Here is a 26771-nt window from a genome sequence, read left to right on the forward strand (position 1 = left end):
CCTACAGAGATAGGCTGAACTTCGTCAAATCCAGCAATCAGGCGTTGCTATAATTTAAGAATAAACGCGGCGCGGGGGAAGTGGGATCCCAAACCCCGCGCCGCGTCGCGGCTCCTAGAAGCCGATCTTCACGCGCACCGAAGCGCGGCCCTCGCGGGTCTTGTCACCGGCCGCCGCTTCGAGCGCGATGCCGAGGCGGACATTGTCGCTGGCATGCGCATCGATGCCCACACCCAGCGTGCCGAGCACCGGTGCCATGCGCGCGCCCTCGACGAGGAACGCGCCGGTCCCGGTCGGTGCGCCCGCGAAGCGCATGTTGCCCAGGCTGTCGAGATCGCCCGAATTGTAGCGCACGCCGGCACTGACCCAGGGCATCGCATAACCGCTGCCGGTCTTCACCTTGGCGGCGAGGCGCAGCTCGCCGGTCGCAGTGAAGACGTCGCGGCTCGCCTTGGCCACGCTCAGCCCCAGCCCGCCCGAGGCGCGCTCGGTGAAGCCGTCGCGGCTGTCATGCGTCTGGCTGACGCTGGCGACGATCGCCGCACGCAGCCCCCCGCCCAGCTCGGCGCGATAGCCCGCCGAGGCACCGAAGGAATAGCCATCGGCATGCGCGTCACCGGTCGCCAGGCTGGTGCTGCCGCCCAGCGCGATCGTCCGCTTCGTGTCGAAGTCCGACGAATACCAGGTCCCCGAGGCGCTGACGAAGAGGCTGCCGGCATCGTAGCTGGCATAGCCGCCCAGCTGATACTGGTTGCCGGTCACCGTCGAGTTGCGCGCATTCACATCGCCGTCGATCTCGGCGACGCCGCCCGCCACGCCGGCGGTGAAGCCGTCGAGCCGCAGCTCGGCGCCCATCGCGACGCCGGCGGTGGTGTTCTCGACACCGACATGGCCAGCGCCGCCGAGCAGCTTCTGATAGCCGCCATAGGCCTGGCCCCAGATGCCGCCGCCATTGCCCGAGCCGCCCGGCGCATCGGCATTGGCGAGGCGGCTGGCGAAGCCGGCGCCCGCCGTCGCGGTCGAGCGGACCTGGGAAAGGCTGGTGTCGCCGAAGCCGCCGCCGACCAGAGAATCCCCGCCATTGCCGACACGGTCGCGCAGCAGGTCGGCGAACAGGTTGTTCGCGGACATCGTCGCCGTGGAGATGTCGGTCAGCGCCTCGCCGCTGAAGCTCTTGTACGCCTGGATCCGCTGGGCCTGGCTGAGCGCTGCCAGCGTGTTGAGCGTGTTCGAGAACTCATCGGTGGCATTGCCGGTGGTGGCACTGGTCAGCGCCCCCGCGACCGCGGAGAGATTGCCCGAGCCCGCCGGCACATCGGTGGCGAAGTCGACATTCTTCTGCACCTGCAGGACGACCGCATTGGCGAGCAGGTCGTAGCGCAGGCGCCAGCGCAGGTTCGGGTTGTTCGCGACATTGGTGAAGGTCGCGCCATTGCCGAAGGTGCCGGTGAGGCTGCCCGCCTGGACGATCGTGTAGAGCTGGTTGAAGCGATAGTCGCTCGCCGCCTGGCTGAGCGAGTTCACCGTGACCGTGCCGCCCGACAGTGTCGCCGCACCGGTGACGCGGATGCTGTCCGATGCGAAGTTCAGGCTCGCGCCGCCGAAGTCGAAGGCCAGCGTGCCGCCGGTGACGTTGAGGCTGCCCGCAGTGAACGAGCCGATCGGCTGGATGGTCGAGCCGACCAGGCCGGTGGCGAGACCGCCCGGCGAGAAGGTGCCCGAGGCGACCGTGAGGTTGCCCGCAAAGCTGCCGCTGCCGATCAGCGTGCCGCCCTGGACCCGCATGCCGCCGGCGCTTGTGCCGGCATAGACGAGCGTGCCGGCAGTCAGGTCGATCCGCCCGGTCATCGCCAGGTTGCCCGCCAGGGTCAGGCGGCCCGTGCCCTGCTTCTCGAACACGCCCGAGCCGGTGATGTTGCCCGAGAAGCCCGAGTCCGCATTGCCCGAAAGGACCAGCTTGCCGGCGCCGAGCGCCAACGTGCCGCCCCCGCCCGCGCCGTTCGACAGGCTGGCGATCGTCTCGGTATAGCCCGCCAGGTCGAAGACGGCGTTGGTGTTGACCGACACCGCCGCGTTGTTGGCGAGGCGCTCGCTGGCACCCAGGCGCAGCGTGCCCGCCTGGAGGATCGCGGTGCCGGCGGCGGAGGTGCCGTTCAGCGTCGAGACGCCGCCGACATTGAAGACGGTGCCCCCGGCCAGGTTGGCATTCACCGTCGCGCCGCTCAGCTGATACTGGCTAGCCGTCAGCGTGCCGGTGCCGGCCAGCGTGCCGCCGATGCCCGCCAGTGCCACGGTCTCGTTGAACGCGCCGAGATCGAAGGTAGCGCCGGTGCCGATGTCGAGCACCGCGGCATCCGCGATACGGTTGGCCGCGCCGAGGCGCAGCGTGCCGGCCTGGACCACGACGTCACCCGCCGCGGTGCCATTGAGGGTGGAAGTGCCGCCAAGGTTGAAGACGGTGCCCGCAGCCAGGTTCGCGTTCACCGTTGCGCCGGTGAGCTGGTACTGGCTCGCCGTCAGCATGCCCGTGCCGTTCAGCGTGCCGAGCAGCGCAAGCGCGCCGATCGTCTCGTTGAAGGCGCCGATATCCAGCGTCGCCCCCGAAGCCACCGCCACCTCTGCGGTGTCGGCGAGGCGGTTCGCAGCGCCGAGCGCCAGCGTGCCGGCCTGGACCGAGACATTGCCGGCGGCGGTGCCGTTCAGCGTCGAAGTGCCGCCGAGGTTGAACACCGTGCCCGCGCCGAGATTGGCGTTCACCGTCGCGCCGTTCAGCTGATACTCGCTGGCGATGAGCGTGCCGGTGCCGGCCAGCGTACCGCTCAGCCCGGCGAACGCCACCGTCTCGCTGTTGGCGCCCAGGTCGAAGGTCGCGCCCGAGGCGACGACCAGCGTGGCGGTATCGGCCAGACGCTCGGCAGCACCGAGCCTGAGCGTGCCGCCGTTGACCAAGACATTGCCCGCCACGGTGCCGTTCAGCGTGGAGTCGCCGCCGAGATTGAAGAGGGTGCCTGCACCCAGGTTCGCATTCACCGTCGCGCCGGTGAGCTGGTACTGGCTCGCGGCCAGCGTGCCCGAGCCGTTCAGCGTGCCGAGCAGCGCGAGCGCGCCCACCGTATCGCTGAACGCACCGATATCCAGCGTCGCCCCCGAAGCAACCGCCACCGTGGCGGTGTCGGCAAGACGGTTCGCCGCGCCGAGCACCAGCGTGCCGCCCTGGACCGAGACATTGCCGGCGGCGGTGCCGTTCAGGGTCGAGGTGCCGGCAAGGTTGTACACCGTGCCCGCGCCCAGGTTGGCGTTCACCGTTGCGGCACCGAGCTGATACTCGCCGGCGGTCAGCGTGCCGCTGCCGGCCAGCGTGCCGCCGATCGCCGCGATGCCGATGGTGTCGTTGAACGCACCGATATCGAGGGTCGCGCCACTGTCGATCAGCACCGTGGCGGTGTCGGCAAGGCGGTTCGCCGCACCGAGCACCAGCGTGCCGGCTCCCACTTCGACATTGCCCGAAGCGGTGCCGTTCAGCACCGAAGTGCCGCCGATGTTCATCACCGTGCCGCCCAGGTTCGCGTTGATCGTCGCACCGTTCAGCTGGAGCAGGTTCGCGGTGAGCGTACCCGTGCCGTTGACCGTGCCGAAGACCACGCCGGTGCCGATCGTGTCGCTATACGCGCCGAGATCGAGTGCCGCGCCGGCAAGGATGCCGAGCTGGGTGTTGTCGGCGAGCCGGTTCGAGGCGCCGAGCGCGAGCGTGCCGCCGCGGATCGAGACCGAGGAGAAGGCCGCGGTGCCGTTCAGCGTCGAGGTGCCGGCATCCTGGAACAGCGCGTCGCCCGCCAGGTTGGCGTTGACGATGCCGCCGGTCAGGGAGGCATTGCCCGTGGTGGTGAGCGTGCCGGTGCCGTTCAGCGTGCCGGCGATCGTCGCCTCGGCAACGGTGTCGTTGCCCGCGCCGAGATCGACGGTGCCGCCGGCCTGGATCGACAGCGACGATGCGTCGGCCAGCAGGTTCGACCCCGCCAGGGTCAGCGTGCCGCCGACCTGGGTTACGCCGGTGTAAGCCTGGGCGCCGGTGAGCGTGAGGCTGGTGCCGCCGAAGATGGCGAGGCTGCCGGTGCCCGAGATCGTGCCGCCGAAGCTGCTGCTGGTGCCGCCGCCGAGCATCAGCGCGTTCGCACCGAGCTGGATGGCGCCGCTGCCGGCGATGTTGCCGACCTGCTCGCTGGCGAGCAGCTGGAGCGTGCCCGCTGCCGCGATGGTGACCAGCGCGCCATTGCCGATCGCGGAGCCACCCGAGGCTGCGAGCGTGCCCGAATTGACCTGCCAGGCGCCGTTCGAACCGTCGCTGCCGGTGAGCGTCCACACGCCCGTGCCGTTCATCGCGCGGGTCTCGAAATTGAGCGCCGTGCCGATGTCGAGGCTGGCATTGCCGGTGCCGGCGAGCACCAGCGTGTCGCTGCCGCCATTGCCGTTGAACATCGAGCCCGCACCGATCGTGGCGCCGCTGTCCAGCGTCAGCATGTCGTCGCCGGCGCCGAGGCCGATGATGCCGGTATAGTTGCCCGCCACGGTCACGCTGGCGGCGTCGCTGCCGACCACCTGGATCGCGCCGTTGGTGGTCGAGCCCGCCTGCAGGTCGATCGTCGCGCCGCCGAAGCTGAGGATCGCGCCGCCCGCGCCGCCGATGCTGCCCCCAGCCTGGTTGGTGAAGACCAGCGTGCCGGTCGAGTTGACGCCCCAGCCGTCGTTGGTGCTGGAACCGCCCTCGATGCTGCCCGAATTCAGGATCGTGCCGCCCGAGAGCAGGCCGATCGCGTAGTCGGTGCCCGTGCTGCGGAGCGTGCCGGCATTGGTGACGCTGGCGACGGCGTTTGAGAGGATCGCATTGCTGCCCTGGATCGTCGCGCCGGCCTGGTTGTCGACGGTCAGCGCCCCGGTGCCGGCATTGTAGACTGTGCCGTTGATCGTGCTCGTGTTGGTCACGCCGGTCGCCGCCGCGCCGGTGCTGCGCACCTGGCCGGTGACGGTGCCGTCATTGGTGAACGAGCCGCCATTGGCCAGGGTGACGCTGGTGCCGCCCGTCGCGGCAAGCGTGCCGCTGTTGATGATGGCCGAGCCGTCGAGCACGGTGATGCCGCCGGCCACCGTGTTGCTGCCGCTGAAGCTGAGCGCCTCGCCAGCCTCGAGGCCCGAGACGCTGACCGTCCCGTTGCCGGTGATGTTCTGCCCAACGGTGCCGGAGAGCGGCTGCACATAGGCGAGCGTGCCGTTGGCGACGATGCCGCTGCCCGAGATGGTCGCGCTGGTGCCCTGGAGCGTCGCGCCGGCATTGATGATCGTGGAGCCGCTCCAGCTGTTCGCGGCATTGGTGAGGACGATCGTCCCCTGCCCGCCGATCACCAGCTGCTGGTCGGGATCGACGCCCGCGCCGGTGCCGGTGGTGATCGCGCCGGTGAGCGTGGCGATCACGCCGGCAGTGGTGTTGAGCGTCGACGGGTTCGCCGAGGACGGGGTGACAACTTCGAGCGAGATGTTGTTGGCATAGGTGCCGGTGGCGGCGAAGGTCGCCGTCGGGTCGATCATGTGGATCGTGCCCGAGCCGAAGGCGCCCGCGGTGTTCGCGCGGATCGAGCCGCCATTGACATAGATGTCGCCGGTCAGGTCGCCCGTGTCCTGGAAGGTGATGGTGCCTGCCGGGTTGCCGTTATAGCCGGCATAGATCGCCTGACCGGTATTGGTGCCCGTGCCGGTGAGGGTGACGTCGCCCGAGGTGAGGCCGAAGCCTTCGAAGTTCGAGAAATTGGCGAGGCTGACATCGTAGCTCGTGCCGGCGCCGAAATCGGCGAACAGCATGTCGCTGCCAGCGCCGCCATCGACCATGCCGGTGATGTTGCCGCCGATATAGACGAACGTGTCGTCGCCGTCGCCCAGGTTGACGTTGGCGATCGTGCCCGAGCGGAGGGTGACATTGTCGACGCCCGCGCCCGAGGTCGCGTCATAGTCGCCATAGACCACGCCCGACAGGTCGATATTGCGGGTGCCGTTGCCGGTCGAGACGATGCTGCCGTACATGTACGAGCCGGCTTCGTTGGTCATGTTGACCGTGCCGTCGCCCGAAAGCAGGGCCGCGCCCGTGCCGCCGACGAGCGCGCCGCCATTGTGGTTGGTGATCGTCGAGGTCACGCCGCCGGCGGTGTCGATCGAGATGCCGTAGCCGCTATTGCCCTGGAGCGTGCCCGAGTTCTCGATCGTGGCCGCGCCGCCCGAGATGGTCACGCCATTGGCGCCGCCGACGATGATGCCGGTGGTGTTGCCGTTGACATAGCCGCCGACGTTGGTGACCGAGCCGCCTGCGGTGAAGCGGACGCCGTCGCCGGTGCTGAGGTTGGCATTGGTCTGCCAATATGCGGTGGCGTTGTCGCCGGCGGTGCCCGCGACGATGACGCCCGTGTTGGTCAGCGTCTGATAGTCGTCGCTGCCCATCACGCCATTGGCCTGGCCGGCGATGACGCCGGCATTGGTGAGCGTGGCGCCCGCGGCCTGCAGCGTGACGCCGTTGCCCGCCGCGATGATCCGGCCGCCGGCCTGGTTGTCGACGGTGCCGCCATTGGTGATCACGCCGTCAAAGCCGCCGGTCGACTTGATCAGGCCGGCATTGGTCACGCTGCCGCCGGCGAACGCGGCGACGCCATAGTCGTCATGGGCGATCAACTGGCCGCCGGCGCTAACGGTCAGGCTTGCGTTGGCGTCGACGAGCGTCACCCCCGTGCCGGTCATCTCGAGCTTCGCGGTGCCGCCGAGCACGAGATTGCTGCCGGTCACGCGCCAGCCGCCGTCGCTCGCCAGCTGCGTGCCCGTCAGCGTGAGCGTGTCGCCGCCGTTCAGGCTGTGCTGTTCGAAGCCGGTGAGGGTGGAGAGGTCGAGCGTCGCCGGGGCGGAGACGGTCGCGGCGAAGCGGTCGTTGCCGCCCTCGCCATTGATGCTGGTGAAGCTGCCGCCATACCAGTTGAGCGTGTCGTCGCCGTTGCCGAGCGCGATCGCGCCGTTGGTGGTCGAGCCGGCGAAGAGGCTGACCGTGTCGGCGTTGGTGCCGGTCAGGTAGATCGCATAGGTGCCGCCGGTGATCGTGCCGGCGTTGCTGATGTTCGCCGCGGTGGTGCCGCCCGAGGCGACACCGTAATTGCCGCCGGTGACGGTGCCGGTGACGTTGTTGCTGAAATAGCCGCCGTTGAACACGACGCCGTTGCCGGTGCCGTTCACCGTGAAGGTGCCGGTGGCGCCGCCCGAAAGCGTGCCCGAGCCGATGAAGCCGCTATTGTTGATGTTCGCGGTGGTGGCGACCTGGATGCCCCAGCCCTGGCCGACGATCACGCCGTCCGCCTGGTTGGTGACGATGGCGCTGCCGCTCGAGAAGTAGATGCCGCGGCTGCCACTGTCGAGGCCGACGATGGCGCCGCCATTGTCGATGCTCACGCCGGTAGCGGCGCCCGCCAGGAAACCGCCAGTGCCGCCGCTGATCAGGCCGTTGGTCTGGTTGTTCAGGCTGCCGGTCGAGGTGCTGGTGAAGCGCACGCCATAGCCCTGGGTGGCGTTGCTGCCGCCGGTGAGCGTGCCGGAGTTGTAGAGCTGGTTGCTGGTGCCCGCGACGTTCACGCCGGCATTGGTCGACGCGATGATCGTGCCGCCGCTGTTGTTGAAGTTCAGCGTGCCGGTCGCGCTGACGCCGGTCGCGCCGGTGATCGTGCCGGTGTACTGGTTGATGACCGTGCCCGAGGTGAGCGTCACGCCGATGCCGGTGCTCGCGGTATAGGTGTTGGCCAGGGAGTCATAGGTTGCGGCGGCGATCAGGCCGCTGTTGTTCACCGTGCCGCCTGCGGCCAGCTTCACGCCCACGCCGCCGCCGAAGATACGACCACCGGCATTGTTGGTGACGGTGCCGGCGCCTTCGATGCCGTTGACGCTGTAGCCGGAGATCGTGCCCGTGTTGGTCACCGAGCCGCCGCTGCTGAGATAGACGCCGTCCCAGCTGCCGGTGATCAGGCCGGTCGCGTAGTTGGTCACCGTGCCAAGGCCGCTACCGATGTAGACGCCGTTGGCGCGTGCGGTCGAGGTCGAGCCGAGCGACGCACCGAGGATCTGGCCGGAATTGTTGACGGTGGTCGCCGCGAACGAACTGATCGCGTTGGTGTCGGTGCCGCTGCCGTTCAGGAACGAGCCTTGGATCACGCCGCCGGCTTGGTTGGTGATCGTGCCGCCCATGGCCTGGATGCCAGTGCCGCCGCCGGCGGTGAGCGTGCCGCTGGTGCCGCCCGAGAGCGTGCCGGTGGCGATCGTACCGCGGTTGGTGATCGCGACCGAGCCGCCGGTCGCGATGCCGTTCGAGCGGCCGACGATCAGGCCGGCATTGTCCAGGCCGAGGGTGCCCACGCCGCCCATGCCGATGCCGTTGCCGCCGCCGGCATTGCCCTGGCCGACGATGCGGCCGGTGGCATAGTTGTTGATCGAGAGGTTGCCCGAGCCGCCCTGGTTCTCGATCGCATTGTAGAGATTGCCGGCGATCAGGCCGTAATTGTTCACGTTCAACGCGCCGGTGGCGACGATGCCGCCCGAGGCGACATGGTTGATGCCGGCATTCTGGCCGCTGATCGACGCGGTCGAGTTGCTCGCCGAGCCGTTGTTGATCGTGCTGGTGCCGGTGGTGGCGACCACGGCGATCGCGGCGCCATAGCCATTGTCGCCGCCGGTGCCGATGTTGGTGATCGCGCCGAAATTGTCGACGCCGTCGTTGACGCCGTCCAGCCGAACGCCGACATACTGGCCGCCCGCGACCGAGCCGCTCAGGCCGACGCGCAGGATGTTGCCCGAGCCGCCGAGGTAGACGCCGCTCGCGTTCGCGCCGCTGCGGCTGCCGGTCAGCGTGACCTGGCCGCCGGTGGCCGAATCCACGGTGAGGTTGCCGGTATTGGTGATCGCGCCGCTCAGCGAGACGGTGCCGAGCGTCTGGACATTGCCCGCGCCGCTGATCGCGCTGGTGAAGTCGTAATTGTCGGTGCGGTTGAAGATAAGCGTACCGCCTGAATCGACCGTGATCGCGCCGGTGATGCGCCCGCTCGCGGCGCCATCGCCCACCTGGAGGCTGCCGCCGGCAACCGTAGTGCCCCCGGTATAGGTGTTGAATCCGGTCAACGTGACCTGGCCACCTTCCACGCGCAGCGCGCCGCTGCCCGAGATCACCTTGCCGATCGAGCTGGCGCCCGACTGGACATAGGTGAGCGTGCCGTTGTTGGTGATGCTGCCGCCCGAGATCGCGCTGGTCGAGCCGCGCACGGTCACGCCCGAGTTGATCGTCGTGATGCCGGTCCAGCTGTTGCCGGTGCCGGTGAGGTTGAACAGGCTGCCGCCGACGCCGGCGAAGGTCACCGCCTGCGAAGCGCCGATCGCCTGGCCGGCCGCATTGGTCCCGCTGCCCGAGGTGATGCTGCCGCTCAGGATGGCGTTGCCGCCGAACAGGTTCTCGAACACCGCCGGCTGGCCGTTCAGCACTGCCGGGACGTCGAGCACGAAGTTGTTGGCATAGGCGCCCGAGGCGGCGAACTGGACGTTCGACGAGAGCAGGTGGACGACCGCGCTGCCGAACGCGCCGGAGCCGTCGGCGCGCACGATTCCGCCGTTCGCGTTGATCGTGCCGATGCCGCTGGTGCCCTGGAACAGCAGGGTGCCGCCATTGGAATTGACGGTGATCCCCGGCACCACTGCCGCGCCGGAGAGCCTCCAGGTGCCGCTGTCGAGCTTGGTGATCGTCTCGGCACCGGTCGCGGTGGCGAGCGAGAACTCGCCCTGCGTCACGCCGTTGCCGGTGCCGCGCAGCTGCAGCGTATCGCTGCCGCCGCCCAGGTCGACCGTGCCGAAGGTCGCCGCCGCCAGCGCGCCGCTGTTCTGCAGCGTCACGGTGCCGGCCGAGCCGGTCACGGCGTTTGTATAGCCCTGCGTCACCGCGCTCGCGTTGGTCTGGCCGGTGTAGATCGCCAGCGTGTCGTTGCCCGCACCGCCGGTGATCCGGCCGCTGGCCGAGCCGGCGAACAGATTGATCGTGCCGCCGGTGCTGCCGGTCAGCACGGTGCCGCCGGTCCCGCTGCCCGCCTGGCCGTAGTTGTTGAAGGTGGTGCCGCCGTTCAGGAACACCGCATAGCCGTTCGTCGCATCGCTGCCGCCACCGAGCGAGGCGCCCACCGCATTGGTGACGGTGCCGCCGCCGGTGGCGCTGATCGCGAAGTTCGTCCCTTCGCTGATCGTGCCGGCATTGAGGATGCTCGCGACACCGCCGACATCGACGGCATTGAGGGCCAGCGTGCCGGTGCCGACGCCGTTGACCATGCCGATGTTGACGAGGGTCAGCGCGCCGGTGGCAGCGATGCCGCCCGATGCGCCCCGGATCGAGCCCGTATTGGTGATGTTGGCGGTGCCGGTGCGGATCGCCGTGGTGGTGCCGCCCTGGACATAGTTGTTCGAGCCGTCGAGCGTGCCGGTGCCGATCGTGCCCGAATTGCTGAGGCTGAGCAGGCCGCTGCCGGCATTGTATATGCCGGCGGTGCCCGCGCCTACGATCTGGCCGGCATTGGTGACCTGCACCGCGCCGCTGTTGATCAGCAGGCCCGAACCTTCACCGGTCGCGCCATAGATGCGGCCGGTGGCGTTGTTCTGCACGACGCTGATGCCGGTGATCTCGACGCCGGCGAAGCGGTCGCCCTGGATCAGGCCGTCATTGACGATATAGGCGCCATTGTTGGCGCGCGCGCCGTCCCAGCGGCCGATCAGGGTCGCGCCGCTGTGGTTGCCGAGGCTGAGCTGGTTGGTGCTGGCGAGGACGCCGTTGCCCTGCGTCGTGATCGAGCCGCCGGCGGCATAGGTGATCGTGCCATAGTTATCGACCGTGCCGCTGCCGATCGCGATGGCCGAGGACGCGCCGGTGCCCGAGGTGATCGTGCCGCTGTTCTGGATGTTGTTGCCGGTGCCGCTCGAATAGATGACATCGCCGCTCGCGCTCAGCTGCGCGCCCGACTGGACGAACATCAGGTCCGGGGTGGTCAGCGTGACCGCGACGCCCGCGATGTTGGTCAGCGAGCCGTTGAGGATGAACGTCGTCGCGTTGCCGCCCGCCACGGTCCAGCCCGCGCCGCCGTTGCGGCTGCCGGTCAGGGTCAGGTTGCCGCTGACCAGGCTGTAGGCGTCGAAATTGGTGAGGTTGGCGAAGTCGGTGGTGAGATCGAGCGTCTTGTTGGTCGACGAGCCGACATCCACCGCGAAGGTGTCGGTGCCGGCGCCGCCGTCGATCGTGCCGCTGAAGGCGCCGCCGGCCCAAGTGAAGGTGTCGTTGCCCGAGCCGAAATCCGCGCTCTGCATCGATCCGTTGGCGCCAAGTCGGAAGTTCTGGGCGCCGGTGGAGCCGCTGCCGTCATAGTCGCCGACAAGCGCGCCGGCGAGGTTGACGGTGGTCGCACCGCTGCCGAGGACGCTGATCAGGCCGCTCGTCTGCGAGGTGGCGTTGAGGTTGAGCGTCGAGGCGGTGGTCGCGTCGATCCGGATCGCGCCTGCGCCGCCGCCGGTGATCTGGCCGTCGCTGTTGACCGTCTGGCCCGGCGAGAAGGTGCTGCTGTCGAAGCGGATCGCCCAGCCATTGGCGGCCGAGCCACCGGTGATGTGGCCGCTGGCGTTGTTGGTGATCGTGCCGCCACGGCCCGAGATGATCGCCGAATTGTTCGTCGCGGTGATGATGCCCGAGTTGGTGACGTTGGTCGTCGCCGCGCCCCAGACCACGACGCTGCCGGCGGTCATCGTGCCGTTGTTGGTCACGGTGACCGTCGAGGGACCCTGCGAATTGCGCACGCCGGTGCCGCCGGCGGCAGTCGCGCTGATCGTGCCGTTGTTGACGATGGTGACGTCGTGGCCCGCGCCGATCGCGCTGCTGCCCTGGCTCGATACCGTGACGCCGGATGCGACGTTCACCACCAGGTCGGTGTTGGTCCAGCCCGATCCGATCGCGTAGCTGCCATTGCCCGCCAGGATGTCCGCATTCGCGTAGACGGTGTTGAGCCCACCGATCGCGCCGGCGGTGTTGAACAGGACGCCCGCGCTCGGGCGGGTCGAATTGCCGATCGCGGCGCCGACCGTCACCGTGTTCGTTTGCCCGGACTGCGCCGATTTCATCTGGATGCCGACGCTGCCGCCGTTGATCGTGCCGCCAGCCGTGGTCGTTACGCTGTTGGTCGTGTTGCTCGACGTGACGTTGATGCCGATGCCGGTGCCGCTGGTGGTGATCGCGGAGCCCGAGGTGACGTTGACGGCGGCGATGGCGTTGCTGGCCGAAGCGGCGATGCCGGTGCCGTTGGCAAGCGTGGTGATCGTGCCGCCCGTGGTGGTGACATTGGCGCCCGTGGCGGACAGGGCGTTGATGCCGGTGGCGAAGCCCGAGATCGTCGGCGCCTTGAGCGATAGGTCCACCGTCGCGGTGGTGGAGGTCGCATAGATGCCGGTGTCGCCGCTGATGCCGGTTACGTTGCGCAGGCTGCTGACCGTGCCGAAATCGACGACGTTGATGAAGCCGGTGGCGACCAGATAGGCGCCGAAGGTCGCGTTCAGGTCGGTGGTCGAGCTGGTGTCGGTCTGGCCGATCGCCCAGGTCAGGTTGCCGCCGCCGGCCTGCATGAACAGCGCCGCGCCGTTCTGGTCGCTGCGCAGCGAGTTGGCGCCTGCGGTGTAGAGGACCGCGCTCTGACCGCCGGCGGCGTTCTGCCTATAGGCACTGCCATTGGGGTTGCCGGTGGTGTTGTTGATCGTGACGCCGGTCATGGTGACGCCGGAGCTCTGGGTGTTGTCCACCATCACGCCGCCATTGGCCGCGGTATCGTCGGTATAGGTACCCGAGCCCGAGATCGTGCCGCCGCCGGCGGGGCTGGTCGATTGGGCCAGCGCCGGCGTCGCCAGCGTGATTCCGATCAGCGCGGTCGAGCCGAGCAGTGCCTTGCGCAGCAGCGCCTCACGACCCACGCGCACCGAACCACGCGACGTACCCACGCCGTTACCACGACCAACCATCTGGAAACCCCCGAAGAATGTAAGCGCCCAGGTGCAAGGAACACGCAACGCCGTGGGCGATAGGGGAAATCCCTTAGAGCATGTTCGCCGGATAGCCGTTGAACCGATGTTCCACCGATTTGGATGGATGTCGCAAAGGAAGACGCCCTCCCGTTACGGGACAGCAGCACATCTTAATCTAGGTTAGTCCGTCCGCCGCAGCTCGGCCAGGTCGATGCCCAGCCGGGCGATCTTGTCGTACAGCGTCTTGCGGGGCACGCCGAGTTCGTCCAGCGCCCGCGCCACACGCCCGCCATGCCGCCGCAGCGCGTCCCGGATCAGATTCTCCTCGAACCTGGCAAGGCGCGTCGGCAGGTCCTGCCCTGCCCCGGCCTGGGCCTCGGCACTGCGGCCGGACGCGACCTCGAAGGCGAAGTTGCGCAGCTCGCGGGCATTGCCCGGCCAGGGATGGCCGGCGAGATGGGCGTGCGTTCCCGCGTCGAGCGCGACCTCGCCGACGCCGAGCTGCTGCTTCGCCTCCTCGATGAACGCGGCGAACAGCAGGAACACGTCGCCGCCGCATTCGCGCAGCGCCGGCACGCGCAGCCGCATCGTCGCCAGCCGGTAATAGAGGTCGGCGCGGAACCGCCCCTCGGCGACCGCCCTGCCGACATCCTCCTTGGCGGTGGCGATCACCCTGAGATCGACCGCCTCGGGACGCTCCGCCCCGATCGGCTGAACCTCGCGCTCCTCCAGCACGCGGAGCAGCCGCGCCTGCATCGCCAGCGGCATCGAATCGATCTCGTCGAGCAGCAGCGTGCCCCCGCTCGACGAGGCGATCCGCCCGACGCGCGAAAGTCGGGTATGCGGCACGCTGTCCGCGGCGTGGCCGAACAGCTCGATCTCGGCGATCCCCTCGGGCAGCGCCGCGCAGTTGACCGCGACGAAGGGCTTGCCGCGCCGCCGGCTGCTCCGGTGCAGCATCCGCGCGACCAGCTCCTTGCCCGTGCCGGTCTCGCCTTCGAGCAGGATGTCGACATCGGTCTCGCCGAGCTGGCCGATCATCGCCCGCAGCCGGACGATCGCCGGGCTCTCGCCGATCAGCGGACTCTCCTCCTGCGCCACTGCCGCCGCCGCCGCGCGCAGGCGGCGATTCTCCATGACCAGCGCGCGCCGGTCGAGCGCGCGCCGCACCGCGATGAGCAGCCGCTCGGCCGCGAAGGGCTTGGGGATGAAGTCGAACGCCCCGTCGTGCAGCGCCGAGACTGCCATCGGCACGTCGCCATGCCCGGTGACGAGCAGCACGGGAATGTCGGCGTCGATCGCACGGATCCGGCCGAGCAGCTCGAGCCCGTCCATCCCCGGCATGCGGATGTCGGATACGACCACGCCGGGAAAGTCCGGCGCCAGCCGCGCCAGCGCCGGTGCGGCGCGGTCGAAGGGCAGCACGTTCAGCCCGGCCAGCTCGAGCGTCTGCACGGTGGCGAGGCGGAGCTGCTCGTCATCCTCGACGAACATCACGCTGGCGTTATCGGGGGCGAGCATCATGCGGCCTTCAGCGAGAGGTGGAAGGCCGCGCCACCGCCCGGTGCCGGCACATGCGCGATGTCGCCGCCGAACTCTCGGGCAATGTCGCGGGCGATGGCAAGGCCAAGCCCGAGCCCGCCTTCCTTCGCCGAAGTGAAGGGCGTGAACAGCGTTTCGGCGATCTCCACCGGAACGCCGGGACCATTATCGACCACCGAGAGGCGCACCGTGTCGCCCTGGCGCACGCCCTCGACGATGATCCGCCCCTCCTTCGTCCCCTGCACCGCGTCGAGCGCGTTCTGGAGCAGGTTGATCAGGATCTGCTCGAGCCGAATCCGGTCGCCGCGCACGACGACCTGGCGCAGCGCCTTGGCCATCTTGAGCGTCACCACGCCGCGCGCCCGCTCGCCGAGCAGCAGCAGCGCGCCGTCGAGTACCGAGCCGAGCTCGGCGCTGCCCTCGCCTGGCGTCTTGCGCCGCGCAAAGGCGCGCAGTTCCGAGGTGATCGTCCCGATCCGCTCGGTCAGCGAGACGATCTGCTTCAGGTTCGCGCCCGCCTTGTCGGGTGCGGCGCGGTCGAGGAAGGTCGCGGCATTCTCGGCAAAGGTGCGGATCGCCGCGACCGGCTGGTTGATCTCGTGCGCCACGCCCGCGGTGATCTGGCCGAGCGAGCCGAGCCGGCTGGCCTGGGCGAGCTCCTCGCGCGCGGCGCGATAGCGGCGATCGGCCTCGATCCGCTCCTCGGACTCGACGATCAGCCGGGCATTGGCGTCGCGCAGCTCGGCGGTGCGGCGCTCGACCTCGGCTTCCAGCCGCGCCTGGTGATGGCGCTGGAGGCGGCGCTTCTCGGCCGAACGCAGCGCCAGGCCGAGCAGCATGCCGGCAGCGAGCAGGATGGCGATCGCGATCAGCAGCGCCTGGGTACGCGCGGCGGCGAGCGGCGGTTCGAGCGGTGCGAGATGGACGAGATGCGCGCCGGACAGCGGCGCCGGCTCCGACACCGCACGATAGCGCTGCGCCTTGCCGCCGGCTTCGACCTTCGCGTCGGTGCCATCGACCGAGACCGGCGCACGCCGAGGTGGCCGCGCGCCGAACTGCAGCGTGCGGCGGGCATCGGCCAGCGTCGCCGCATCCAGCGCGCGGGTCGTCTGGAAGCGCCAGGCGGGCACCGACGTCACCAGGATCACGCCGTGGGCGTCGGTGACCACAGTGATCCCCGGCGCACGCGCCCAGGCGGCCTCGACGTCGTCGAACTCGACCTTGACCACGACGACGCCGAGCGCCTGGCCGTCACGGTCGACGCGGCGCGCCAGATAAAGGCCCGGCCGGCCGCTGATCGTGCCGAGCGCGAACAGCTCCGAGCCGCCGCGCTCCATCGCGTCGCGGAAATAGGGGCGGAAGCCGTAGAGCTGGCCGACAAAGCTGGTCGGCTGACGCCAGTTGCTCGCGGCGACGGTTCGCCCGCTGCGATTGATGACATAGATCGCGGCGGCGTCGGTGCGGGCGGCGAGCAGTTCGAGCGTGGCGTTGAGGCGCCGCTCGGCGACCGGATCGCCGCCGCGCAGCGCGGGCGCGATCTCGGGATTCTCGCTCAGCACGAGCGGCAGCAGCCGGAACTTCTGCAGCTCGCTGTTGAGCAGGCCGACATGGGCGCGGGCGGTCTGCTGCGCCACCGCGTCGGCCCAGGCGAGCAGCGCAATCGTGGCGATCATCGTGCACGCGAGCAACAGGCGCCGGCGGCTGAGAAGGGCGCGAATCCTCATTTGTGCGGTTTTTCGCACATTCTGGGAAAAAGCGCGCGGAATTTCACACGGTTTTGCGCGGCCGCTCCGACGCCATTTCCGAATGAATACATGAATATCAAATACTTATCCAACAGCAAGCGAAGCACTGGAGGGCTTCGGCGAGAGGGATATGGTGCACGACCAAGGCCCCAGCACAAGAGGCCGCCGCGCCAACCTGGCGCGACAGAGGAGAGTATGATCATCCAGTCGATTCCCGACGGGCAGCCCATCGCTGCGCGCAAGCCCTTTTACCGGCACCTCTATTTCCAGGTGCTGGTGGCAATCGCGCTCGGCGTGACGATCGGCCATTTCTGGCCGGCGACGGGCGAGGCGTTCAAGCCGCTCGGCGAAGGCTTCATCAAGCTGGTGAAGATGGTGATCGCGCCGGTGATCTTCCTCACCGTGGTCAGCGGCATCGCCGGCATGCGCGAGCTCGGCTCGGTCGGCCGCGTCGCCGCCAAGGCATTCGGCTATTTCCTGTTCTTCTCGACCCTCGCGCTGATCCTCGGCCTGATCGTCGCCAATGTCGTCCAGCCGGGCGCGGGGATGAACATCGATCCGCGCACGCTCGATGCCGGCGCGGTCGCCGGCTATGCCCACCAGGCGCACGAGACCACGGTCACCGGCTTCCTGATGGGGATCATCCCCACCACCCTGGCTTCGGCACTGACCGAGGGATCGATCCTCCAGACCCTGTTCGTCGCCGTGCTGTTCGGCATTGCCATGGTGCTGGTCGGCAAGCCCGCCGAGCCGCTGCTCGACCTGGTCGAGCGGCTCGCGCTGGTGGTGTTCCGCATCGTCGGCATCCTGATGCGCGTGGCCCCGATCGGCGCGTTCGGCGCAATGGCCTTCACCATCGGCAAATACGGCGCTTCCAGCCTGATCAACCTCGGCACGCTGGTCGCCACCTTCTACGCGACCTCGCTGTTCTTCGTGCTGGTGATCCTGGGCGTGGTCGCCCGGCTGCACGGCTTCTCGATCCTGCGGCTGATCGCCTATCTCAAGGCCGAGCTGCTGCTGGTGCTCGGCACCTCTTCCTCGGAAGCCGCCCTGCCCAGCCTGATGGCGAAGCTGGAAGGCGCCGGCTGCGAGAAGGGCGTGGTCGGGCTGGTCGTGCCCACCGGCTATTCGTTCAACCTGGACGGCACCAACATCTACATGACGCTGGCGGCCTTGTTCATCGCCCAGGCATGCGGCGTGCACCTGAGCTGGGAGGAGCAGATCCTGCTCGTCCTCGTCTCGATGCTCAGCTCGAAGGGCGCGGCGGGCGTCACCGGCGCCGGCTTCATCACGCTGGCGGCGACGCTGTCGATCGTGCCGAGCGTGCCGGTGGCTGGCATGACGCTGATCCTCGGCGTCGACCGCTTCATGAGCGAGTGCCGCAGCCTCACCAATTTCGTCGGAAACGCAGTGGCGGCGATCGTCGTCGCACGCTGGGAGAACAAGCTCGATCGCGAAGCACTCGATGCGGCGCTCTCGGGTCGCAATTTTTCAAAACCAGAAGACCTAGAACAAATGGAGCAGGGAGAGAGGGCATGAACAAGAGCTACAGGCAGATCGCCTTGGCCGCAGGCAGCGCGCTGAGCGTGCTGATGATCGCACAGGCGCACGCGCAGGAGGTTCCCGCCGCCCCGCAGGACGCCCCGGCGGCGCAGGAAGGCAGCGAGAAGACCGACGAGATCGTCGTGGTCGGCACCCAGATCAAGGGCGCCAGCACCACCGCCGCCCTGCCCGTCTCGGTGATCGACGCCAACCAGATCGACGCGACCGGCGCGCTTTCGGGCGACGAGCTGTTCCGGTCGATCCCGCAGGCCGGCGACGTGGCCTTCAACGAGGCGAACAACCCGCAGACCAGCAACGCGGCGCGCGGCGACGTCAACTCGATCAACCTGCGCAACCTGGGCGTGGGCAACACGCTGGTGCTGCTCAACGGCCGCCGCCTGGTCAACCACCCGACCAGCCAGGCCGGCGACGGCAACGTGCCGGTGCTCGGCTACAACGCCAATTCGCTGCCTGTGGCCGGCATCCAGCGGCTCGAGATCCTGCGCGACGGCGCCGCCGCCATCTATGGCTCGGACGCGGTGGCCGGCGTGGTCAACACGGTGACCAAGGACAATATCAACGGCGGCTCGCTCGACTTCCGCTATGGCGGCGCCGAGGGCACGCATCGCCGCGAGTTCCAGGTGACCGGCACGGTCGGCGACAACTTCGCCGATGGTCGCGGCAACATCTCGCTGTATGTGGACTATACCCACCGCACCGCGCAGCTGGCCGAGGACCAGCCCTATACGGCGACGGACAACCTCATGTCCTATTTCGCCGACGATCCCGCCTTTGCCGGCAACCTGACCGCCGACGGCCGCGCCACCCAGTCGCCCTGGGCCAATCTCGCCGTGGTCAATGGTCCCGGCACGATCCGCCGCAGCCCGGGCAACCAGGCGCTGACCTCCTCGGCCGGTGCCTTCCACACCCAGTCGAGCGCCAATCCGGGCTGCCTCGTCGCGATCAACGCCGACACCTGCCTGGGCAGCGGCACCCGCGCGACTGCATCGACGCTGCGCAACGAGCGCTTCGACACGCGCCCCGGCACCACGGTGACGCCGAGCATCGACCGCTACAACAGCTTCGCCAGCGCGCATTACGACATCTCGGACAGCCTGACGGTCTATGGCGAGGCGGGCTTCTATTATGCCGAGACCACCCGCATCCAGCCGCCGACGATCAACCTCAATGCGATCGTCGTCCCCGCTTCCAACTATTGGAACCCGTTCGGCCGCGCGGTCTTCGCCAACGGCCAGGCCAACCCGAACCGTATCGCGGGCCTGACCAACGTGCCCGCCGCCGGCCTGGCCGTGCGCCTGTCGACCTATCGCTTCGTCGATGCCGGCATGCAGACGGTGAACGTCACCAACTGGCAGTCGCGCTTCCTCGGCGGGCTCAAGGGCCAGATCGGCAGCTTCGATTTCGACAGCGCGATCCTCTATTCGGCGGCGCAGGCGACCGACGTCTCCAACGCCATCAACATGACCAAGCTGCAGCAGAACCTCGCGCTGTCGACCCCGGACGCGTACAATCCGTTCAGCGGCGGCTGCGCGGCGACGCCGAGCCTGGGCGACTGCTCGCCGGCCTCGGCCACGACGATCGACTCCTTCCAGTTCGACCTGAAGCGCCGGTCCAGGACCACCCTCGCTCTCGCCGACTTCAAGGTATCCAATAGCCGGCTGCTCGCCCTGCCGGGTGGCAACCTGGGCGTCGCCTTCGGCATCGAGGGCCGCCGCGAGACGCAGCGCGACGACCGCGATCCCAATCTCAACGGCACGATCGGCTTCGTTGACATGGTGACCGGCGAGACCAACCTCTCCAACGTCGCCGCGGTCAGCCCGACCCCGAGCAGCAAGGGCGCCCGCACCGTCTTCTCGGCCTTTGCCGAACTCGCCGTGCCGGTGGTCTCGCCCGACATGCACGTGCCGCTGATCCATCGCCTCGATGTCCAGCTGGCCGGCCGCTACGAACATTACAGCGATTTCGGCTCGGTAGCGAAGCCCAAGGTCGCCGCAGCCTGGGACCTGGTAGACGGATTTCGAATCCGTGGCTCCTGGTCCCAGGGCTTCCGCGCGCCGAACCTCGAGCAGACCAACACCGTCGCCTATTCGCGCCTCGGCTCGAACAACGACTATTATCGCTGCGCCGTCGACCTGGCGAAGGGCGCGATCGCCAGCATGGCCAATTGCGGCCGCAGCAGCAGCTATTCGATCTTCGTCAGCGGCAATCCGGACCTGAAGCCCGAGACCAGCACCAACTGGTCGGTGGGCACGGTGATCCAGCCCAAGTTCATCCCCGAAAGCGCCGGGCGGCTGACCCTCACCGCCGATTTCTGGTCGATCCAGCAGACCGGCATCGTCGGCCAGTTCGGGCCGCAGAACGCGCTGGTGCTCGATTACCTCCTGCGCATGCAGGGCTCGAGCAATCCGAACGTGGTGCGCGCCGCGGCCAATGCCGACGACGTGACCTTCTTCAACGGCAGCGGCCTGGCCCCGGCCGGCGCGGTGACCCGGATCAACGACCAGTTCGTCAACCTGCTGCCGCAGACGGTGCAGGGCATCGACCTGGCGCTGCTCTACAATGTCCGCACCGGCATCGGTAAGTTCGACTTCGCCCTGAACGGCGCGCGGCTGACCAAGTTCTCGCGCGATACGCCGCCGGCGGTGCAGGAGCTGTTCGACGCGCGTTCGGCCGGCGACATCGACGTCGCCACCCCGCTCACCGATGCGAGCAACCTGATCCAGCAGCGCGGCAAGCCCAAGTGGCGCGTCACCGGATCGCTCACCTGGTCGCTCGACGGCTGGCAGGTCGGCGCGTTCAGCAACTATATCAGCTCGGTCTACGACACGAACTTCCTTGATGCGAACGGCAACCCGTACAAGCTCGACGGGCAGACCACCTACAATCTCTACGTCCAGTACCGGTTCAAGGGCGGCATCCTCGACGACACGCGCATCCGCCTCGGCGCGCGCAACATCTTCGACAAGCAGCCCCCGATCACCGCGGACGGCTATCTGGGCTCGCTCTACAGCCCCTATGGCCGCTATCTCTACATGACGATCGGCAAGAGGTTCTGATCCCGATGCGCCTGCTCCTCTCCCTCGTGGCCGCGATCTTCGTCGCGGCCACACCCGCCCTCGCCCAGGACCAGCTGGGCAAGCCCGAAACCTATGCCGTATGGCCGGGCAAGGCGCCCGGCTTCGGCAAGCCCTCGGGGCCCGAGAAGGTCGGCAACGAGGGCGGGCAGACGGGGTCGTACTCGAACATCTCCGAACCGCGCTACGAGGTGTACCGCCCCAAGCATCCCAATGGCACGGCGGCGCTGCTGCTCGGCGGCGGCGGCTATTTCCGCATCCAGATCGGCTCGGCCAGGGATGTCGCGGAAAAGCTCGCCGCCGCCGGCATCACCCCGGTGATCCTCTATTACCGCCTGCCCGGCGACGGCTGGAATGCCGATGCGCCGTTCCAGGACGCCCAGCGCACGCTTCGCCTGCTCAAGGCAGGCGCCAAGCGCTGGGGCCTCGATCCGGCGCGGATCGGCGTGGTCGGCATGTCGGCCGGCGGCCACCTTGCGGGGATGATGGCCACGCAAGGCGGGCATGATTTCTATCCGGCGATCGACGAGGCGGACAAGCTGAGCGCCGCCCCCGCCTTTGCTGGGATGATCTATCCCGTCGTCTCGATGCGCCCGCCGATCGACACGACCCAGACGCGCAAGAAGCTCTCGACCCTGCCCGACTATCGCGACTTCTACTCGGTCGAGGCGCAGGTGGGGCCGGAGACGCCGCCGGTGTTCCTGGCGCATGCCGCCGACGATCCGATCGCCAATGTCGAGCATACATTGCGCATGTTCGCCGCGATGCGCGCCGCCGGGCGGCCGGTGGAGATGCACGTCTTCGAGAAGGGCGGGCATAGCTGGGGGGCGGGCAAGCCGGGCACGCTGGTGTCGCAATGGCCGGAGCTGTTCCTCAACTGGCTGCGCGCGCACCAGCTGATCCCCGCGGGGAAATAGGCGCGTCTGATCCTCGACGGATGAAAAAATGGCCGCGCTCCGCAGGACAGGAGCGCGGCCAAGATCCTGAGCCGGGGGGAGGGGATACTCCTTGCTCGGGTCGCGACGAAACCGGGAGAGCGGCAACCGGCTTCGTCAGCACACGCAAAATTCCTATCAAATAAGTATGCTTTACAAAGCAACTTCGGCTATGGGGCGCTAAAGCTCATCTCTGGCGCGTTCGGGCGAAGGGCCGCTATCCCGGCGGTTTGCCCTCCTGCCCCGACTCCCCTACCGGAATGCCATGACCTGTCCCGCCCCGCTCGCCGAGCATCCTGCCAGCTTCCTGCCGCTGTACGCAGCCCGGGAGATCGCCGCATGATCCGGCTCGAGAACGTCCACAAGGCCTTTGCCAATGGCCATGCCGCGCTGGCAGGCGTCGACCTGGAAGTCTCGCGCGGCGAGGTATTCGGGATCATCGGCCGCTCGGGCGCCGGCAAGTCGACGCTGGTGCGGCTGCTCAACGGGCTCGAACGGCCGAGCGCGGGCAGCGTGGCGATCGACGGCACCGACGTCGCCAGCCTGTCGGGTGAGGGCCTGCGAACGCTGCGCCGGCGGGTGGGCATGATCTTCCAGAATTTTGGGCTGCTGAGCGCGCGGACGGTGTTCGACAATGTCGCACTGCCGCTGCGCATCGCCGGGGCCGACAAGGCGCGGATCGCCGAGCGGGTGCCCGAGCTGCTCGCCCGGGTCGGGCTGGCCGATCACGGCGCCAAATATCCCGCCCAGCTTTCCGGCGGGCAGAAGCAGCGCGTCGGCATCGCCCGCGCGCTCGCCACCGGACCCGACATCCTGCTGTGCGACGAGGCGACCAGCGCGCTCGATCCGGAGACGACCCGCAGCATCCTGGCGCTGATCGCCGACCTCAACCGCGAGCTCGGCCTGACCATCGTGCTGATTACCCACGAGATGGAAGTCGTCCGCCAGGTGTGCGACCGGGTCGCGGTGCTGCACGCCGGGCGCGTGGTCGAGACGGGCAGCGTCGCCCAGGTGTTCCTCGACCCTAGGGCCGCGGAGACGCGCGCGATGCTCGACGAGGGCGGCGACCAAGGCCCGATCGCGTTCGACGGCCCGATCGTCCGGCTCACCCTGCGCGGCGATGCGATCCTGCAGCCCGTGCTGACCCGCATCGCGCGCGAGACCGGCACCGACTTCGCGATCCTCGACGGGCGGATCGGGCGGTTCAAGGATGCGAGCTTCGGCCAGCTGACCCTGGGCCTGGCCGGCGGCGACGCCGTGGCCGCGCTCGCCGCGCTCCGCCAGCATGGGGAGGTTTCGGAATGAGCGGCTGGTTCGCCAATGTCGACTGGAGCGAGATCGGCCAGGCCTGTCTCGACACGCTGGCGATGCTCGGCGGCTCGCTGCTGCTGACCATCCTGCTCGGCCTGCCGCTCGGCGTGCTGCTGTTCCTGACCAGCCCGGGCCAGGTGTGGCAGAACCGCGCGATGAGCGGGGTGCTGGCGCTGGCGGTCAATCTGCTGCGCTCGGTGCCGTTCATCATCCTGCTGATCGTGATGATCCCGCTGACCGTGCTGCTGGTCGGCACCTCGCTCGGCGTGGCGGGCGCGATCCCGCCGCTGGTGGTGGGCGCCGCGCCCTTCTTCGCCCGGCTGGTCGAGACCGCGCTGCGCGAAGTCGACCGCAACACGATCGAGGCGGTGCAGGCGATGGGCGCGACCACGCGCGACCTGGTGTTCCGCGCGCTGCTGCCCGAGGCGCTGCCCGGGATCATCGCGGCGGCGACGGTGACCGCGATCGCGCTCGTCTCGTTCACCGCGATGGCGGGCGCGGTCGGTGCCGGCGGCCTGGGCGACCTGGCCATCCGCTTCGGCTATCAGCGCTTCCAGACCGACGTGATGCTGGTCACCGTCGTGCTGCTGCTCGTCCTCGTCCAGTTTCTCCAGACGGCGGGAGACCGCCTCGTCCGCCACTTCACGCGCCGATAGGAATGACCATGCAACGCCGCCTCCTCCTCACCGCCCTCGCCGCCTTCGCGCTCGCCGGCTGCGGCAAGACGGCCAGGACCGACGATCCGGGTACGCTGGTCGTCGCGGCCACCGCCGTGCCGCATGCCGAGATCCTGGAGTTCGTGAAGCCGGCGCTGGCCAAGCAGGGCCTGAAGCTCGATGTCCGGGTGTTCAACGACTATGTCCAGCCCAACGTCCAGGTCGAGGAAGGGCGGATCCCGGTTAGCTATTTCGAGACCAAGCCCTATCTGGACGAGTACAACAAGGCCAAGGGCAGCCATCTGGTGACGATCGCCGGCGTCCATGTCGAGCCGTTCGGCGCCTATTCGCGCAAGTGGAAGTCGCTCGCCGAGCTGCCCGAGGGCGCGACCGTCGCCATCCCCAACGAGCCGAGCAATGGCGGCCGGGCGCTGCAGCTGCTCGCCAAGGCCGGGCTGATCACCCTGCTCGATCCCAAGAGCGCAATCGCCACGCCCAAGGACATCGTCGAGAACCGCAAGAACCTGAAGTTCCGCGAGATCGAGGCGGCGACCCTGCCGCGCGTGCTGGACCAGGTCGACCTGGCGATGATCAACACCAACTATGCGCTCGACGCCAAGCTGAACCCGACCCGCGACGCGCTGGCGATCGAGGACAAGGACAGCCCCTATGTGAACTTCGTGGTGGGCCTGGAGAGCGCGAAGAGCGATCCGCGCGTGCAGAAGCTGGTCGCGGCGCTGCGCAGCCCCGAGGTGAAGGCGTTCATCGCGCGCAAATATGACGGGGCGGTGCTGCCCGCCTTCTGAGCTCAGAACGCCTTCAGCTCGACCAGCCTGATCCGCTTGCCGGGAAGCTTCCGCATCACCACGCGAAGCTTCCCGGCGCTGATCGGCCCGAAGGAAGCGGTGGCGACGCCGTTGTCGCCCTTGCCCGTGAAGCGGGCAGCGACCGGAAGCCATTCGCCGTCGCGCAGATATTCGAGCCGATAGTCGCGCGGCGCGGCGAACTCCCCGCCGGCGAAGAAGGACAGCTCGGCACCGGTGAGCCGGACCGGCGCGCCGAAATCCACGGCAAACCATTGCTCCGCCGCGTCCGACGCGGAGTCCCACCCATTGGGCAGTTCCGGGAAGAAGGAGACGCGTCCGTCGATCGCGTCGTGCAGCCGCTCGGGTTCGGCGCCGCTGGACGCCTCGGCACGCGGATAGGCCGAGCGCACGAGGTTGGCCGCACGGTTTGTCGGGCGCACGATCGGGGCATTGGCGCGCGGCGCGATCGCGGCACTCAGCTTGCCGAGTGTGCCGCGGCTGCCGGCAAGCACCCCATCGACATAGAGGCGCAGCCCCCGCCCCTCGCGGTAGCGCGTGCCGTCCTCGTCATAGAAGACCGAGACCAGGTGCCCGTGATAGGGCAGGTCCTGCAGTGCGAAATAGCGGATGCGGTCCGGTCCGCGCGCGCCGGCCGGGATCAGCGGGTCGATAGTGAGCATGTCGTCCGCCGAAGGCTCGATGCCGACCAGCCCGGTGATGACGAGATCGTCGAACCCGCTGTGGAAATAATGATGGCTGCGCGCGAGCCCGACGATCGGCTTGCCGCTCTCGGGATCATAATCCTCCTCGAGATCGAGCCGGTCGCCCTGATAGTGGAGCTGGGCATATTGGCGCAGCAGGCGGAGGTAATCGCCGCGCCCGATCACCGATTGCGGGGTGCCGTGCTGGAGCAGTCGTGCCAGCCCCATCAGCGCCTGGGTGGTCTGGAACGGCCAGGCGGGACCGTTCCACTGGCATTCGCGCCCGCCGGTCGGCGTGTCGTAACGATACTGGCGCATATAATATTGGTAGCTGGGCTCGACGGTGCGCATGCCCGCCGCGCCGGCAAAGCCCTGGGGCGAGATCAGATGCGTCCAGGCGCTGGTGAACTCCGCCCGGTCGTCGAGCATGCCGAACGCCCAGGGCAGATAGCCGACCAGCTCGCGGGCGCGGATCGGCGTCCAATATTTCACGAACTCGTTGTCGACCTTGTAGCGGTCGATGAAATGGCCGAGCGGCGCGCTCCACAGATCCTCGGTCACGCGCTGCTTCAGCCGTTCGGCGCGGGCAGCATAATCGCGTGCGGTAGCCGCATCCCCAGCCAGTGCCGAGAGCTGGGAGATCGCCCGGGCATTGGCGAACATGTAGCTGTTGATCGACGGGCGGAAGGCATCGCCACCGCGGAAGCCGTCCTTGCCGCCCGAGGCGTCGATCGAGGAGACGGTATATTCGGTCGCGTCGAGCAGCGGCTCGATCCAGTAGAGCCCCTTGGCGAAGTCGAAGCGATCGTCCCACAGGCCGTAGATGTGGCGCATCGCCGGCAGGTGACGCAGGGCCCCTTCCCGGTCGCCATCGACCTGATAGCGCGCCCAGACCGCATCGGCGATCGCCTCGCTGAAATGGCGGTCGTTGCCGCCCTCGTCATATAGGAAGCGGATATAGTCGTCGGCGAAGCGGCGGTCGCGCAGCCAGCGGCCCTCGTAGAGGTGGAAGCCGGTCGCGTCGTTCAAGCTGGCATAGGGCTCGCGCTGCCAGCCGACATCGTCGAAGAATTCGGTGGTGATATAGCCCTTGTCGCCAAGGTCGCGCTGATGCGCGCGGTATATCGCCCAACGATAATAATAGACCGCGTCGAGCTTCGCGTCCGAGCTCTCGAACAGCGGGATGCGGTCTGCATACCAGGCCGCGTCATTGCCGTAATGGCTGGCCAGGATCGCCGGGGCATCGAGCCGGGGCGCGGCACTTGCCGCCGAAGCGAGCGCAGGCGCCGCCGCCAACAGCCATGGCAGCAGCGCCCGCGAGGCGAGCCGGAACCGGCGCCCCATCG

Annotated in this window: 10 protein-coding genes; 6 read left to right on the forward strand and 4 right to left on the reverse strand. The window is 68.5% G+C overall.

Annotated features, from left to right (window positions below; translation table 11 throughout):
* Positions 1-114: 114 nt before the first annotated feature.
* From ACEN8G_RS14680 to ACEN8G_RS14690, 3 genes are all read right to left on the reverse strand, one after another.
* The gene (locus tag ACEN8G_RS14680) at positions 115-13089 is read right to left on the reverse strand and encodes an autotransporter-associated beta strand repeat-containing protein (RefSeq protein WP_413414601.1); all 12975 of its coding nucleotides are present in this window, start codon (positions 13087-13089) and stop codon (positions 115-117) included.
* Between the two features lie 183 nt (positions 13090-13272).
* Positions 13273-14613, reverse strand: a complete 1341-nt coding sequence (locus ACEN8G_RS14685; RefSeq protein WP_413414600.1) for a sigma-54-dependent transcriptional regulator — start codon at positions 14611-14613, stop codon at positions 13273-13275.
* The gene (locus tag ACEN8G_RS14690; RefSeq protein WP_413740604.1) at positions 14613-16307 is read right to left on the reverse strand and encodes a sensor histidine kinase; all 1695 of its coding nucleotides are present in this window, start codon (positions 16305-16307) and stop codon (positions 14613-14615) included. The genes ACEN8G_RS14685 and ACEN8G_RS14690 overlap by 1 nt, the downstream gene beginning before the upstream one ends.
* Before the next feature lie 267 nt (positions 16308-16574).
* On the opposite strand from ACEN8G_RS14690, the gene ACEN8G_RS14695 reads away from it, so the two are divergent.
* The 6 genes from ACEN8G_RS14695 to ACEN8G_RS14720 all read left to right on the forward strand — a co-directional run bounded on the left by ACEN8G_RS14695 (position 16575) and on the right by ACEN8G_RS14720 (position 24724).
* Positions 16575-17918, forward strand: a complete 1344-nt coding sequence (locus ACEN8G_RS14695) for a dicarboxylate/amino acid:cation symporter (protein ID WP_413414598.1) — start codon at positions 16575-16577, stop codon at positions 17916-17918.
* A complete protein-coding gene (locus ACEN8G_RS14700) occupies positions 17915-20998 on the forward strand; it encodes a TonB-dependent receptor domain-containing protein (protein ID WP_413414597.1) in 3084 nt (1027 codons plus the stop codon). The genes ACEN8G_RS14695 and ACEN8G_RS14700 overlap by 4 nt, the downstream gene beginning before the upstream one ends.
* Before the next feature lie 5 nt (positions 20999-21003).
* Positions 21004-21933, forward strand: a complete 930-nt coding sequence (locus ACEN8G_RS14705; RefSeq protein WP_413740605.1) for an alpha/beta hydrolase — start codon at positions 21004-21006, stop codon at positions 21931-21933.
* 357 nt (positions 21934-22290) lie between these two features.
* Positions 22291-23256, forward strand: coding sequence for a methionine ABC transporter ATP-binding protein (locus tag ACEN8G_RS14710; protein ID WP_413415831.1), 966 nt, complete (start codon positions 22291-22293; stop codon positions 23254-23256).
* Positions 23253-23918, forward strand: a complete 666-nt coding sequence (locus tag ACEN8G_RS14715) for a methionine ABC transporter permease (RefSeq protein ID WP_413415830.1) — start codon at positions 23253-23255, stop codon at positions 23916-23918. Before ACEN8G_RS14710 ends, ACEN8G_RS14715 begins: the two co-directional genes overlap by 4 nt.
* 8 nt (positions 23919-23926) lie before the next feature.
* Positions 23927-24724, forward strand: a complete 798-nt coding sequence (locus tag ACEN8G_RS14720; RefSeq protein WP_413415829.1) for a MetQ/NlpA family ABC transporter substrate-binding protein — start codon at positions 23927-23929, stop codon at positions 24722-24724.
* A 2-nt stretch (positions 24725-24726) separates the two neighbouring features.
* Here ACEN8G_RS14720 and ACEN8G_RS14725 read toward each other — a convergent pair whose 3' ends face one another.
* A complete protein-coding gene (locus ACEN8G_RS14725; protein ID WP_413415828.1) occupies positions 24727-26769 on the reverse strand; it encodes an MGH1-like glycoside hydrolase domain-containing protein in 2043 nt (680 codons plus the stop codon).
* Positions 26770-26771: the final 2 nt, after the last annotated feature.

This window comes from Sphingomonas sp. Sphisp66, assembly GCF_047324325.1.
In the GTDB taxonomy this organism is placed as follows: Bacteria; Pseudomonadota; Alphaproteobacteria; order Sphingomonadales; family Sphingomonadaceae; genus Sphingomonas.

Coding starts and splice junctions, on each gene's coding strand:
- ACEN8G_RS14705 (WP_413740605.1), top strand. CDS start 21,004: ATGCGCCTGCTCCTCTCCCTCGTGGCCGCGATCTTCGTCGCGGCCACA.
- ACEN8G_RS14700 (WP_413414597.1), top strand. CDS start 17,915: ATGAACAAGAGCTACAGGCAGATCGCCTTGGCCGCAGGCAGCGCGCTG.
- ACEN8G_RS14710 (WP_413415831.1), top strand. CDS start 22,291: ATGATCCGGCTCGAGAACGTCCACAAGGCCTTTGCCAATGGCCATGCC.
- ACEN8G_RS14685 (WP_413414600.1), bottom strand. CDS start 14,613: ATGCTCGCCCCCGATAACGCCAGCGTGATGTTCGTCGAGGATGACGAG.
- ACEN8G_RS14690 (WP_413740604.1), bottom strand. CDS start 16,307: ATGATCGCCACGATTGCGCTGCTCGCCTGGGCCGACGCGGTGGCGCAG.
- ACEN8G_RS14680 (WP_413414601.1), bottom strand. CDS start 13,089: ATGGTTGGTCGTGGTAACGGCGTGGGTACGTCGCGTGGTTCGGTGCGC.
- ACEN8G_RS14725 (WP_413415828.1), bottom strand. CDS start 26,769: ATGGGGCGCCGGTTCCGGCTCGCCTCGCGGGCGCTGCTGCCATGGCTG.
- ACEN8G_RS14720 (WP_413415829.1), top strand. CDS start 23,927: ATGCAACGCCGCCTCCTCCTCACCGCCCTCGCCGCCTTCGCGCTCGCC.
- ACEN8G_RS14695 (WP_413414598.1), top strand. CDS start 16,575: ATGATCATCCAGTCGATTCCCGACGGGCAGCCCATCGCTGCGCGCAAG.
- ACEN8G_RS14715 (WP_413415830.1), top strand. CDS start 23,253: ATGAGCGGCTGGTTCGCCAATGTCGACTGGAGCGAGATCGGCCAGGCC.